We start from the raw sequence: 12,335 nt of genomic DNA, 5'->3' as shown, positions 1-12,335 counted from the left end.
ATGTTACCTGCCGCTCAGGGCTCCAAGCGAGTGCCGATGAAGTCTTCGAGGCCGACTTTGCCTTCTGCCGTGAGTTCGAGTCCGCGGGAATTGGGGATTGGGGTCAACCAGCCCTTTGAGATTAAGCCTCGTAGGAGCGCGGCGCCGAGCGATCCGGCCAGGTGAGAGTCGGCGTGTGTCCAGTCCTTGCAGAGGAACGCTGTCTTCCTGCTTGCGTCGAGGCTGGATAGGCCAGTGCCGAGGTAGGCGAAGCATTTCTCGGCGTTGGGGCCAAAGGTGACGTCCCCGGCGTCGGTGATGAGTGCTTCTTTGGCGAACAGAGCCCGAGTGAGTTGTACTCCGAGAGATCCTGCTAGGTGGTCGTAGCAAGACCGGGCGAAGGTAACTGCTGGTTGGTGCTCTGGGATGGGTGCGGCAGTGTCGGCGCCTGCAGCCTGGAAAAGATTGGCAATTACCTGGCGTATCGAGGGGTTAGCGATGGAGTAGGTCGCAGTTTTCCCCTGTCGTTCGACATCGACGATTTCGGCTTCGCGGAGGCGCCGGAGATTGTTGGACAGCGTCGATTCTGCGATGTTGGTGGACTCGGCGAGGCTGCGCACGCGAGTGGGACCGTTTTTGAGAAGGTACTCCAGGATTGCCAGGCGCACAGGTGACGAGCATTCTGCGGCAATCGCGGCTGCCTGCTCGAAGTACGTGCGCTGTTTCATGGTGTTAGCGAATCACTTTGTGGTCTTTGAGGCAAGTGGTTGTAAGCGAAAGGGTGGGCTGAACGGGCGTTTTGCGGTTTGTTTGGGCGTGACGACGTAAGGTGCTGCGAGTTAGTTCTGTCGAAAGTCTAGTCATCCAAACTATTTTGTGAAAACATACTTTCCATAACCAGAAAGCATGAAATGGCCGGAGGGGTGGAGATGACAGGTTTGGCAGGTGCAGCAGGTGACGCTGACGCGAAGGCTGCAAAGGCTGCGGGTGTTACTGATGCTGTTGATGCCCGAGCGAACGCCGCAAAAACCGCCAATGTCCGAGATGGAGTAGCGCTCGCGCTGGGGCTGGTCATCGTGGTGATTGGCAGCACGATGCCTTCCGGACTATATGCCATCTACCAGCGCGACTGGGGGCTGAGCACCGATAAAACAGTGGTGGTTTTTGCCTGTTACGCAGTAGGAGTCATCGTTACGCTGGCCTACGGCCACTTGTCGGATTCGCTCGGGCGAAAACCCATTGCGCTTACCAGCATGGGGCTGTCCTTGGTCTCAACGCTGATGTTCTTGGCGGCGGCGCTGGTCGATTCACATGAGGCCGTCTTATATCTCGCCCGAATTGTGTCAGGCTTTTCCGTAGGGTTAGCAACCGGCTCTTTTACTGCCTTGTTGCAGGAGAAATTGCTCACGCAGATTGGTGCGCTCACAAGCACGGTTGCTGTCTCCGGGGCATTGGCGCTGGGGCCGTTGGCCTCGGCTGTGGTGGCACAGTTTTCATCGTCGCCGCTGCAGATGCCGTATTGGATTTACGCAGCGCTCACCGTGATGTCGATGGTTGGTGTCGCGCGCGTGCGGGAGCGTAGTTTCGAGAGAAATTCGGTGAGCTGGCGGCCGCAGTTTGGTGTGGCTCGAGATGTGATTCGAGTTTTCATTCCGGGAGCGTTAGCGATTGGTTGTGCGTATGGAGTCAACGGTCTCTTCCAGTCCGTAGTCCCGCTGGCTGCGAAGGATATGGGCTTCGATACGCAGCTAAAGATTGCGTCGATTACAGCTTTGATGCTTGGAGTATCGGCAGTGACGCAGGTGATGCTCGGGCGGAGGGCGCAGCGGGTCTCGTATCCGGTGGGCTTGGTGATTCTCGCGCTCGGGTTGGGTGGCGCAACAGTGAGTTTGCTTAGCTCAAATGCTGTTTTGCTGATTATCGCAACCGTTATCTGTGGTGTCGGCCAGGGGATTTCTTTCAAGTATTCGCTGCTGCGGGTTTCGGAAGCGGCACGTGGAAAGGACCTTGCTGCGACTGTTTCCAGCTACTACATCGTGGGCTATGCGGGAACGGCAGTTGGCCCGCTCGCGGCGGGGCTGAGTGGCGGAAGTAGCGCGGTGGTTGGAATTGTTTGTATCGCATTCGCAGTGCTATCCGTTGCGGTCGCAGTGGCGGGTAGTCGGCAAACTGCGAAAGCCGTGACGGCTACGGAAAATACGGCAGCTACGTAGAGCGCGCGACATTAACTACCGTTGTAGCCATGTCGTCTAATTCAATCACCGGCCGCTACGCCCCTTCGCCGACCGGTCGGCTGCACCTGGGAAACCTGCGCACCGCAGTGCTGGCCTGGGCGCACGCCCGCGCGCAGGGTGGCCGCTTCATCGTGCGTATCGAAGATATCGACCGCCAGCGCTCCCGCCCCGAGTATGAGGCGCAGCAGCTCGCCGATCTCGAGGCCATCGGCATCGACTGGGATGGCACGCCGATCCGCCAGTCCGAACGCTCTGAGCTGTATGAATCCGCACTTTCCGATCTCACGCAACGCAGCCTGACTTATCCCTGTTTCTGCACGCGCCGCGAAATCCTTGCCGCCTCCTCCGCGCCGCACGACGTGCCAGGTCAGTATCCCGGCACCTGCCGTTCGCTTGACGACGAGCACCTCGCCGCGAAAAAGGCCGAATTTGCGGCGGCGGGGAGGAGGCCGTCGATACGCCTGAAATCGCAGGTGCGTGAGGGGACTGCGACCGATGAGCTGCATGGCGAGGTTACCGCCCCGATCGATGACTTTGTCCTTCAGCGTGCCGATGGCATGTGGGCCTACAACCTCGCGGTCGTCGTCGATGATGCCGAGCAGGGTGTCACTGAAGTCGTGCGTGGTAATGACCTGATGTCCTCCGCCCCGCGCCAGGCGTACTTGGCTGGTCTTTTGGGGTATGCGACGCCTTCGTTCGTGCACGTGCCGCTGGTGGTGAACTCTGAAGGACGGCGACTGTCCAAGCGTGATGGCGACGTGACTCTCGGCGAGGTGTCCGCGGATGCAGCGCAGCGGTGGATTCTGGGTTCGCTGAGTGGCGGTGGCGGTAACGGCAGTGATGGTGGCGATGGTAGTGATGGCGGCGCAGAACTTGACTCCATCGCTGACCTCCCGGAAGCTCTGCGTGCGGGTCTGGAAATTCCTCGCGGACAGGTGATTTTCTAGGGTCTGCCGAGAACTACGGCAAGCGCATACGTTAGGGGCAAGAGTGCGAATGCAACTAGTGCCGCCACGATTACCAAACAGTTTGATCGGGCTTTTAGCGCTGTTAGGAAGCCGATTAGGCCGAATCCAAAGACTCCGGCAGCGAGGGGTATTGTCCAGGCATCGGAGAGCGCAGTGCTGACGAAAAACAGTCCAATGTAGCAGGTCAAGGCTAAGAGAAGTGCAGCAACTGCAAAATTGCGGGAGCGGTTCATGATATGGGTCTTAGGATTCCGCTAGAGGATCTTTGCCACCTAATTTCATTTCGAAGCGTTTGTAATCCTCGAGGGATGCGAAGTGGCGAGAATAGATGTCGATGTCTGTATCGACGCGACCGTAAAGAGCGGGGGCGACATCGACGATGTGGCGCAACGTGACAGATCCTCCCGAGTGGGAAGGATCTTCTGGGGCTAATTCATTTTCGTGGGCTAATGCTTCGACCTGCGCGTATGCGGCGCTATCAGAATCGGCAAAGACAATGTATAAGTCCTCACGGAAGAAGCTCTCATTCGCCGAGGTTGAATCTCTTTGCTTTGTTAACTCAAAAACTGCAATTCCGATGTATGGTTCCATCTATTTTTCCGTTCTTCGATTGCCCCCTAGTTCAGTACGAATTTGAGGCTTTCTTACTGGACGCCACGTTTACTCGAATTGATAAACATTGGATTGTTGCTGAAACCTGCGCTTACCCTATCACTGCCGATACCCTCGGGACATGCCTACTCTTCTAGTCGTCCACCATTCCCCGACCCCGCTCCTGCAGGAGGTCTTAAGTCACGCGCTCGAGGGCGCCAACGATCCCGCGCTAGAGGGCGTGGATGTCAAGGTTGTCGAGGCTCTCGACGCCACCATTGACGACCTGACCAGCGCCGACGCCATCCTGCTCGGTACCTCCGCCAACTTCGGCTACATCTCCGGCGCGCTCAAGCACTTCTTCGACACCACCTTCCGGGAGGCACAGGAAGTTACCAAGGGGCTGCCATTTTCCTACTGGATCCGCGGCGGCTTCGACACCACCGGCGCGGAAAACGCCATGAAAACCATCACGACCGGCTACAAGTGGGAGCTTGCGGCCGAACCCGTCGTGTTCGTCGGTTCGCTTGACGACGACATCTCCGACCGCCTGGTAAATCTCGGTGGCACCATGGCTGCCCAAATTTTGGGCTGATTGAAGATTTAGTGTCGAGGCCGTGAAATAATGGCCGGGTGAATGATTCAGGGGCACAAGGGTCGCAAGTGACGTCATCAAGCGAGAAAAACCGCAAGCCCATGATGAGTCTGCTGGGGCCTGCTTTTGTGGCGGCGATTGCCTACGTGGACCCCGGAAATGTGGCTGCGAACCTGTCCGCGGGCGCGAGCTATGGGTATCTGCTGCTGTGGGTGTTGGTGGTGTCCAACCTCATGGCGATGGTTGTGCAGTACCTGTCGGCGAAGTACGGCCTGGTGACGGGGCGGTCGCTGACCGAAGGTGTCGCCGACCGCTTCGGTTCGAACCGGCCGGGGCGGCTGGCGTACTGGGTGCAGGCCGAGATTGTGGCGGCAGCGACGGATGTGGCGGAAATTATTGGTGGCGCCACGGCGCTGTACCTGCTCTTTGGGACGCCGATGCTGCTTGGCGGTGTCATTGTTGGCGTGGTCTCGCTGGGGCTGTTGTTGCTTCAGGGTGGGCGTTCGCAACGCACTTTTGAGGGCGTGATTGTGACGTTCCTGCTGGTCATTACGGTGGGGTTCCTGGCCGGGCTGTTTGTCACGGGCCTGAGTCTCGGGGAGATGGCCAGCGGAATTCTGCCACGCTTCCAAGGCGCGCACACCGTGGTGCTGGCGGCATCCATGCTGGGGGCGACCGTGATGCCGCATGCGGTCTACCTGCACTCCGGGCTGGTGCGCGACCGCGAGTACAAGGTGGAAGATGACTCCTCGCTGCGCCAGCACCTACGGGCCACGCGTATCGATGTCTTCGGTGCCCTCGTGCTGGCTGGGTCGGTGAATATCGGCATGCTGTGTCTCGCGGCCGAAGCACTTCCGGGAGTGGAGGGGACTGACTCCATCGAAGGCGCTCACGCTGCCGTGACCAGCGTGCTTGGCCCCGTGGTGGGCGTGCTCTTCGGCGTTGGGTTGTTGGCCTCCGGGCTGGCGTCGTCCTCTGTCGGTTGCTACGCCGGTGACCTGATTATGCGCGACCTGCTGAAGGTGCACGTGCCGTTGCTGGTGCGCCGAATAGTCACCATCATTCCGGCGCTGCTCATTATCGCCAGCGGCGTGGAGCCGACGTGGGCGCTGGTGCTCAGTCAGGTGGTGCTGTCGATTGGCATCCCGTTTGCGCTGGTCCCGCTGGTGCGCATGACCTCCTCGCGTGCCGAGATGGGCATCTGGGCCAACACCCCACTACTGCGCCGGGTCGCGTGGGTTATCTGCGGGCTCATCATCGCGCTCAACGTGGCGCTGGTGGTCCTGGTGCTGACGGGGAAGGGGTAGCTTCCGGGAGGGGGAGGTGGGGGCCTCGTCGTAAAGCGTGCGGGAGATGGTAGACAAAGCTGTCTAGTTGGTGTTAGGGTGGGCGACACGATCACAAGATATCGACGAGAAATGGCCTTTGACAGCGTCGATAGGCAACCGCCCGATTCGCGGACCCGGTGCCCCAAAGGAAGATCAGCCCCACAGACCGCCTGCGGGGAAGAGCGAATAGGAGCGCCAAATGCACACCACAATAAGCGACGTCCACATCATCCATCTCAGCCGTCACACCGCTGACCTTCTCGTCGACGGCCGACCCGTCGCCATCCGGCTGCAAGAAGCCGACATCGACCCCCACTCCCGGAATCTCGTCCAACTACCCGTCGACCCCGCCTTCTACGCCACCCTCCGCGGCCAGCAACGCGCCGACTACCTCAGCGCCCACGTCCGCGACGGCGTACGCTACGGCCGCATACTCTGGCACGAGCTTGACGACGGTCGTCACTTCCTCACCATCCCCACCATCGGCGGCTACCATGTGCACCAGGTCTTTGAGGTCCGCCGCAGCCGCGAGGGAGTGTGGAGCCGGCACTGAGCTGGTTGCGTGAGCGTGCCTGGCGTGATGAGCGCGGCGCGGATGCGAGCGGGAACCTCTCCGCCTAGCCTTGGGCTATGCAGGTACGAGACTCCGCAACACCCCCGTTCTGGCCCACCGAAGGCGAAGGCGACTTCTACACCGACGCCGCCGCAGCCGTCGACCGGCTCACCGAAATCCACCGGGCAGGGATGGCCTACCTAGTCGAGCAGTACACCGCCGCCACCGAAGGAAATTCCGGGAGTGGGCCGGTGCGCGCCTACTACCCCGAACTACGCTTCACCGTCCCGGCCGGCAGCGCCGTCGAGGATGTCGACCCCTCCCTGTCACACGGCTTCGTCGACCGTCCGGGAGTGTATGCCACCACCATCACCCGCCCGGTGATGTTCCGCACCTACCTCATCGAGCAAATTACCGACCTGCTCGCCAACCACGGCGGCGAAGTCGAGGTGCGCGTCTCCGACCAGCCCATCCCACTCCGGATGTGCCGCGGATTCGACGCGGCCGCCGAGGAAGCGGCGGGGAGGGAAGGGGCGTCGGCAAGCATGCTGGCGGCAGTGGAGAAGACGTTTACCCCCATCGACTCCGCCAGCATCGACGACACCATCGCCGACGGCGAAGCCGACTACCTGGGCCTGCTCATCAAACCCTTGAGCCTCTTTACCGCCCAGCGCATCGACCTCGCCCTCCAGCGCCTCGAGCACTACACCGGGTCGCACGCCGCAAACATCCAGCGCTTCGTGCTATTTACCAACTACCAGCTGCACACGGACGTGTTCCTCGAATACGCCGCCACCCTCACTCCCGGAAATCCGCACGGGTACACGGCGCTGGCGTGCCCGGGTGGGCAGCGCTACGACATCGGCGCCATCCCCACTCCCGGAATTTGCCGCCAGCACGCGCACGCCTCGCAGATGCCGGCGTACCACTTGCTCCGCGACGACCAATGCGGCATCACCATCATCGACATCGGCGTCGGCCCCTCGAACGCCAAAACCATCACCGACTGCCTCGCCGTCACGCGACCGCACTGCTGGATGATGGTCGGACACTGCGCCGGTCTCGACGGTCGCATGCGCATCGGCGACATGATTCTCGCCAACGGCTACGACCGCGCCGACGGAGTCCTCGACAACTACGTGCCCCTGGAAAAACCCATCCCGCCAATTGCGGAAATTCAGCTCGCCGTCACCAACGCGCTCGCCCGCGTCTCCGGACTCACCGGCGATGAGCTGAAAAAGCGCCTACGCACCGGCACCGTACTGTCGACCTCCGACCGCAATTGGGAGTGGCGCTCCCAGGCCGACCTCTACCGAGAGCTGCAGAAATCCACCGCCATCGGCGTCGAAATGGAATCCGCCACCATCGCCGCCAACGGCTACCGCTTCCGCGTGCCCTACGGCGCGCTACTCAGCGTCTCCGACATGCCGCTGCACGACAAACCCAAACTCCCGAAATCCGCCCGCGAGTTCTACCAGTCCTCCAAGGAAGAGCACCTCATGGCCGCCGTGCGCGCGTGCGAGGACATGGCCGCGGCTCCCGACACCCTCCACTCCCGGAAGTTGCGACGGCCGGTGGGAGAGGTTGCGTTCCGGTAGGGCACTTTCGGGAGTGCGTCGTCAAGCCCGTTTGTGCAGATTGTGCATGCTTTACGACGGCTGTGGACAACGCCAAAAAGCGATTGAAGCCGCCCACTCCCGGAAACTAGCCTTAGCCCCATGACGACATTGGGACTGCTCAGCGCGCTGGCGACACGGGGTATTGACGTGCTCGCCGACCTGCGCGCCGCACTCCCGGAAAAATCCACCGGGCACCGGGAGTTGGCAGCCAGCATCGGCTTCGACCCCTTCCGCCTCAAGCGCCTGCTGCGCTGTGCCGAGCGGCTGTTCGGCACGGTCGAGAAGGATGTTGACGTCGAATCCCGCGACAAGGCCGTCGCGATCGCCCGGGAGCTGAAGCTGTCGCTGGACACGGTGATGCAGATCGACAAGCGCTCCGGGCAGCTCAACAACGTCGAAATCCGGGAGTACTACCGCCTGGACTTCACCCGCGCTGCCGCGGCCTACGACTTCGAGGGCCTCGACACCTATATGCGCACCAAGGTCAAGGAGCTCAACCGCACCGACGAGCCGCCGCAGCACCTGCGCGCCCACGTCTCCCGGAATCCGGACATCCGCGGGATGAAGCATCTGCAGGTCACTGGTCCGGCGAACATGATTGACGACCTGGTCGCGCCGCTGACCGTGCGCGCAGCTGAAATCGCCAAAGCGCACGAGGATTACACCCGGGATCGGTGTGTCGGTCAGGCGCTGGCAGAACGCTTGGCACACGGGTCGGAGGGGCCGCTTGACGACGTCGACAAGCTCCGTTACCAGCCCGCGCTCATCGTAACCGCGCAAGACATCGTGGAGTACAGCCCGCGGTTTGCGGCGACCTCCAACGGCTCCGTCCTCACTCCCGGACAATTCGTCGAGGCATTGCTCGCGGACACCGGCTGGGTGCTGGTCTACGACGAGCACAACACGCCGACCGACCTACTCCCGATACACAACCCGCGCCTGGCGACGGAGGAACAGCGCATCGCGATGATCCTCGACAACCCCATCTGCGCGTGGCCCGGGTGCCCGCGCCCCGCCCACGCTGGGCAGGCCCATCACCTGGTCGCCAGGAAAAACGGCGGCGCCACGACTATGGAAAACATGGTCATGACCTGCAAAGAACACAACGCCGCCAACGATGATGACAGGCAAGGCCTCAACGGGCACCTCGAGCGTGACGACGGCTCCGGCGCGGTCTACCGCCACCCGCCGTCTCCGCACGCGCCGCCCGAATTCAACCTTGCCTTCCCGACAGCTCTCGCGGGGCGGGCCTACTCGGGCTACCGTCAGCGCGAATAGCTTTACAGATATACCCATAGGGGGTATATATTGGGGTATGGCTAATCAAACTTTTACTGTTACTGGCATGACATGCGGACACTGCGAGGCATCGGTGCGGGAGGAAGTCTCTGAACTCCCGGGAATCACTGATGTCCAGGTTGACCGCTCCCGGAATTTCCTTTCCGTGACCTCGGATGCAGACATTGACACCGCTGCCGTAATCGCAGCAGTGGATGAAGCTGGCTACAAGGCGGTCGCAAACTAAACCCCCAAAGAGGAAAGCGGATGTCTGAGCAGCAACTTCTCACCCTTGATATCCCCGTCGGCGGGATGACGTGTGCGTCGTGCGCAAACCGTATCCAACGCAAGCTGAACAAACTTGATGGCGTTAACGCGAGCGTGAACTATGCGACCGAGAAGGCGCATGTGGAGGCGCCGGCGGACATCAACCCGCAGCAACTGATCGACACAATCGTGGCAGCGGGGTACACCGCTGAGCTTCCGCAGGAGGAGCCCGAACAGGAACCGGGTGCTGCTCCCGAAGGGAAAGACCGGGAGCTGGAAGACCTGCGCAACCGAGTCATCGGCGCTGTCATCCTCACCGCTCCCGTCATCGCAATGTCGATGATCCCTGCCCTCCAGTTCACTAATTGGCAGTGGCTGTGTCTCACGCTCTCGGCGCCGGTCTTTGTGTGGGCCGGCTGGCCGTTCCACCGCGCGACACTGAAGAATCTGCGTCATGGCGAGGTCACCATGGACACGCTGATCACTATGGGGACGACCGCTTCGTTCCTCTGGAGTGTGTGGGCGTTGTTCTTCGGGCGTGCCGGGCTGCCGGGGCTCAAGCACGAGTTCCACTTCACGGTCACTCCTGGTGATGCCGATATGAACATCTACCTCGAGGCGATGGCCGGCATCATCATGTTTGTGCTGATTGGTCGTTACTTCGAGAAGCGCTCCAAGCGCAACGCCGGTCAGGCACTCCGGGAGTTGATGAAGCTTGGCGCCAAGGATGTCTCCGTTCTCGAAAGTTCGGGAGTGGAGAAGCGGCTGCCCGTGGAACAGCTCCGTCCGGGAGTGGTGTTCGTCGTTAGGCCTGGTGAGAAGATCGCGACGGACGGCGTTGTCGTGGAGGGCGCGTCGGCGGTGGATGCGTCGATGCTGACCGGCGAACCGATGCCTGTCGAGGTCGGCCCTGGCGATGAGGTGACGGGAGCGACAATCAATACGTCAGGGCGGCTGCTCGTGCGGGCGACGCGCGTGGGCTCGGAGACGCAGTTGGCGCAGATGGCGGCGATGGTCGAGGCGGCGCAGACGGGTAAGGCGCCGGTGCAGCGGCTGGCGGATCGGGTTTCGGGAGTGTTCGTGCCCGCCGTCATCGTGATCGCCGCGGTCACGCTCGGCGCGTGGTTGTTTACGGGGCACGGCGCGAGTGAGGCGGTCACGGCCGCGGTCGCCGTGCTTATCATCGCGTGCCCGTGTGCGCTTGGCTTAGCGACGCCCACAGCGCTCCTGGTCGGCACGAGTGAAGGTGCCAAGGCTGGTGTGCTGCTGCGTGGCCCGGAGGTGCTGGAGTCGGCGCGGAAGGTCGACACGGTTGTGCTGGATAAGACCGGCACGGTGACTACGGGTGTGATGGAGTTGACGGAGGTCCCTCCCACTCCCGAAAATCTGCTGCCGCTTGCCGCTTCGGTGGAGGCGGCGTCGCACCACCCGATTGCGCAGGCTATTGTGCGTGCGGCGGATCCGGATTCTCTACTCCCGGTTTCGGATTTCCGGGATATTCCGGGAGTGGGGGTTGAAGGCACCGTGGATGGCCACCGCATCGAGGTCGGCCGCTCCGGGGAAAATTCCGGGAGTGGGGGGACGGTGGTTGCGGTGCGCCGCGACGGCGAGCTCCTGGGCACGTTGGAGGTGTCGGATTCGGTGAAGCCGACGTCGGCGGCTGCGGTCGCGAAATTCCGGGAGTGGGGGGTGCGGCCGATTCTGCTGACCGGCGACGCCGCCGGCCCGGCGTTTCGGGTCGCAGATGAGGTCGGTATTGCTCGCGAGGATGTGATTTCGGGAGTGATGCCGGAGGATAAGGTCGCGACGATTGAGAAGTTGCAGGCTGGCGGCGCGTGTGTGGCGATGGTCGGCGATGGCATCAATGATGCTGCGGCTCTTGCGCAGGCGGATTTGGGCATGGCGATGGGCACGGGCACCGATGTGGCGATGGAGGCTGCGGATATCACGCTGGTGCGTGGTGATCTGTTGGCGGCTGCGGATGCGCTGCGGTTGTCACGCCGGACGCTCCGCACGATTCGTTCGAATCTTTTTTGGGCGTTTTTCTACAACGTTTTGGCAATTCCTGTCGCCGCGCTGGGGTTGTTGAATCCGATGTTGGCTGGCGCTGCGATGGCGTTTTCGTCGGTTTTTGTGGTCGGCAACAGTCTGCGTCTGCGCGGTTTTTCTCCGAGTCAACCAGGTATTCAAAAAGGAGTAACTCATGAGTGAGTCTTGTTGTTCGTCGCAATCGCATTCGCTTGACGACGATTCTTGCTGCCATGACACCACTGATCCCGGTTATCTCGTGGAGAAGCGGCGTTATGAATCCCGTATCCGTCGCATTGAGGGGCAGGTTCGTGGCATTGGTCGGATGATTGAGAACGAAGAGTACTGTATCGATGTTTTGACCCAGATTTCGGCGGTGAATTCGGCGTTGAAGTCGTTGGCGTTAACTCTTCTGGATGCTCACCTCCATCACTGTGTGGTGCATGCGGCTGAGGGCGGCCCGGAGGAGTTGGACGCCAAGCTGGAGGAGGCCTCGGCGGCGATTGCTCGGCTGGCTAAGTAACTCCCGGAAAAATTCCGGGAGTGGGGGGCGAAACAGCAGTCGGCAGTCGGCAGTCGGCAGCCGGAGTTGGTTGCTGTTGGTTGCACCGATTGCGCGGGAGTGCCGCTTCAATGCCTCGTTTTCCCTGGTAGGGGGAGCGTTTTGGGAAAATGGGGTTTGTTGGGTAGTCTTTAACGACGTTGGAGGATTCGACTAGCGGCCTATGTCACACGCCTGGAACGCGTGCGGGAGTCACATCCCTCGTGGGTTCAAATCCCACATCCTCCGCAGAGTGAAAACCCCCGGTTTACGCCGGGGGTTTTCTTGTATTTATGCAGGTGAGTGGATTTGCAGTGTATGCCGGGTTAAGTAAAGAAAAGTGTGTCTTTTCCG

12 protein-coding genes, 1 tRNA gene and 1 riboswitch are annotated in these 12,335 nt (G+C 61.3%); of the genes, 11 read left to right on the top strand and 2 right to left on the bottom strand.

Features of this window, described 5'->3' with window-relative positions:
• Positions 1 to 14: 14 nt before the first annotated feature.
• The gene (locus tag HMPREF2547_RS03455) at positions 15 to 707 is read right to left on the bottom strand and encodes an ArsR/SmtB family transcription factor (protein WP_070546592.1); all 693 of its coding nucleotides are present in this window, start codon (positions 705 to 707) and stop codon (positions 15 to 17) included.
• A 201-nt stretch (positions 708 to 908) separates the two neighbouring features.
• On the opposite strand from HMPREF2547_RS03455, the gene HMPREF2547_RS03450 reads away from it, so the two are divergent.
• Together HMPREF2547_RS03450 and gluQRS are read left to right on the top strand one after the other, a co-directional pair.
• Entirely contained in the window at positions 909 to 2,192 is a 1,284-nt protein-coding gene (locus HMPREF2547_RS03450) for an MFS transporter (protein ID WP_168161655.1), read from the top strand.
• A gap of 29 nt (positions 2,193 to 2,221) precedes the next feature.
• Entirely contained in the window at positions 2,222 to 3,160 is a 939-nt protein-coding gene (gluQRS, locus tag HMPREF2547_RS03445) for a tRNA glutamyl-Q(34) synthetase GluQRS (protein ID WP_070604704.1), read from the top strand.
• Positions 3,161 to 3,424: 264 nt separating this feature from the next.
• Here the strand turns inward: gluQRS and HMPREF2547_RS03435 are convergent, their stop codons facing one another.
• Entirely contained in the window at positions 3,425 to 3,772 is a 348-nt protein-coding gene (locus HMPREF2547_RS03435; RefSeq protein WP_016421859.1) for a DUF4288 domain-containing protein, read from the bottom strand.
• A 142-nt stretch (positions 3,773 to 3,914) separates the two neighbouring features.
• Between HMPREF2547_RS03435 and HMPREF2547_RS03430 the strand changes: the two genes are divergently transcribed.
• The 9 genes from HMPREF2547_RS03430 (at position 3,915) to HMPREF2547_RS03390 (ending at position 12,230) form a co-directional block, all read left to right on the top strand.
• Positions 3,915 to 4,367 carry a flavodoxin family protein gene (locus tag HMPREF2547_RS03430; protein ID WP_016421860.1) on the top strand — a complete coding sequence of 151 codons (453 nt, stop codon included), beginning with the start codon at positions 3,915 to 3,917 and terminating at the stop codon, positions 4,365 to 4,367.
• A 68-nt stretch (positions 4,368 to 4,435) separates the two neighbouring features.
• Entirely contained in the window at positions 4,436 to 5,674 is a 1,239-nt protein-coding gene (locus HMPREF2547_RS03425) for an Nramp family divalent metal transporter (RefSeq protein ID WP_016421861.1), read from the top strand.
• An 89-nt stretch (positions 5,675 to 5,763) separates the two neighbouring features.
• Positions 5,764 to 5,884, top strand: a riboswitch (SAM riboswitch).
• 10 nt (positions 5,885 to 5,894) lie between these two features.
• Positions 5,895 to 6,248: a hypothetical protein gene (locus HMPREF2547_RS03420; protein ID WP_016421862.1), complete on the top strand. Its 354-nt coding sequence runs from the start codon at positions 5,895 to 5,897 to the stop codon at positions 6,246 to 6,248.
• Between the two features lie 77 nt (positions 6,249 to 6,325).
• Positions 6,326 to 7,846: an AMP nucleosidase gene (locus HMPREF2547_RS03415; RefSeq protein WP_069359018.1), complete on the top strand. Its 1,521-nt coding sequence runs from the start codon at positions 6,326 to 6,328 to the stop codon at positions 7,844 to 7,846.
• A 120-nt stretch (positions 7,847 to 7,966) separates the two neighbouring features.
• On the top strand, positions 7,967 to 9,145 hold the full coding sequence (locus HMPREF2547_RS03410) for an HNH endonuclease signature motif containing protein (protein ID WP_049172423.1): 1,179 nt from the start codon (positions 7,967 to 7,969) through the stop codon (positions 9,143 to 9,145).
• A gap of 37 nt (positions 9,146 to 9,182) precedes the next feature.
• Complete coding sequence (locus tag HMPREF2547_RS03405) at positions 9,183 to 9,392, top strand: heavy-metal-associated domain-containing protein (RefSeq protein ID WP_049172422.1); 210 nt, start codon at positions 9,183 to 9,185, stop codon at positions 9,390 to 9,392.
• A gap of 20 nt (positions 9,393 to 9,412) precedes the next feature.
• Positions 9,413 to 11,623, top strand: a complete 2,211-nt coding sequence (locus HMPREF2547_RS03400; RefSeq protein ID WP_070604699.1) for a heavy metal translocating P-type ATPase — start codon at positions 9,413 to 9,415, stop codon at positions 11,621 to 11,623.
• Entirely contained in the window at positions 11,616 to 11,963 is a 348-nt protein-coding gene (locus HMPREF2547_RS03395; protein ID WP_065421667.1) for a metal-sensitive transcriptional regulator, read from the top strand. Before HMPREF2547_RS03400 ends, HMPREF2547_RS03395 begins: the two co-directional genes overlap by 8 nt.
• Positions 11,964 to 12,144: 181 nt before the next feature.
• Positions 12,145 to 12,230: transfer RNA gene (locus HMPREF2547_RS03390), tRNA-Ser, on the top strand.
• Positions 12,231 to 12,335: the final 105 nt, after the last annotated feature.

Source organism: Corynebacterium sp. HMSC055G02 (genome assembly GCF_001809065.1).
GTDB classification, from domain to species: Bacteria; Actinomycetota; Actinomycetes; order Mycobacteriales; family Mycobacteriaceae; genus Corynebacterium; species Corynebacterium jeikeium_D.
This window is presented reverse-complemented; position numbering and strand designations above follow the sequence as displayed.

Coding starts and splice junctions, on each gene's coding strand:
- HMPREF2547_RS03435 (WP_016421859.1), bottom strand. CDS start 3,772: ATGGAACCATACATCGGAATTGCAGTTTTTGAGTTAACAAAGCAAAGA.
- HMPREF2547_RS03410 (WP_049172423.1), top strand. CDS start 7,967: ATGACGACATTGGGACTGCTCAGCGCGCTGGCGACACGGGGTATTGAC.
- HMPREF2547_RS03430 (WP_016421860.1), top strand. CDS start 3,915: ATGCCTACTCTTCTAGTCGTCCACCATTCCCCGACCCCGCTCCTGCAG.
- HMPREF2547_RS03405 (WP_049172422.1), top strand. CDS start 9,183: ATGGCTAATCAAACTTTTACTGTTACTGGCATGACATGCGGACACTGC.
- HMPREF2547_RS03420 (WP_016421862.1), top strand. CDS start 5,895: ATGCACACCACAATAAGCGACGTCCACATCATCCATCTCAGCCGTCAC.
- HMPREF2547_RS03395 (WP_065421667.1), top strand. CDS start 11,616: ATGAGTGAGTCTTGTTGTTCGTCGCAATCGCATTCGCTTGACGACGAT.
- HMPREF2547_RS03455 (WP_070546592.1), bottom strand. CDS start 707: ATGAAACAGCGCACGTACTTCGAGCAGGCAGCCGCGATTGCCGCAGAA.
- HMPREF2547_RS03450 (WP_168161655.1), top strand. CDS start 909: ATGACAGGTTTGGCAGGTGCAGCAGGTGACGCTGACGCGAAGGCTGCA.
- gluQRS (WP_070604704.1), top strand. CDS start 2,222: ATGTCGTCTAATTCAATCACCGGCCGCTACGCCCCTTCGCCGACCGGT.
- HMPREF2547_RS03400 (WP_070604699.1), top strand. CDS start 9,413: ATGTCTGAGCAGCAACTTCTCACCCTTGATATCCCCGTCGGCGGGATG.
- HMPREF2547_RS03415 (WP_069359018.1), top strand. CDS start 6,326: ATGCAGGTACGAGACTCCGCAACACCCCCGTTCTGGCCCACCGAAGGC.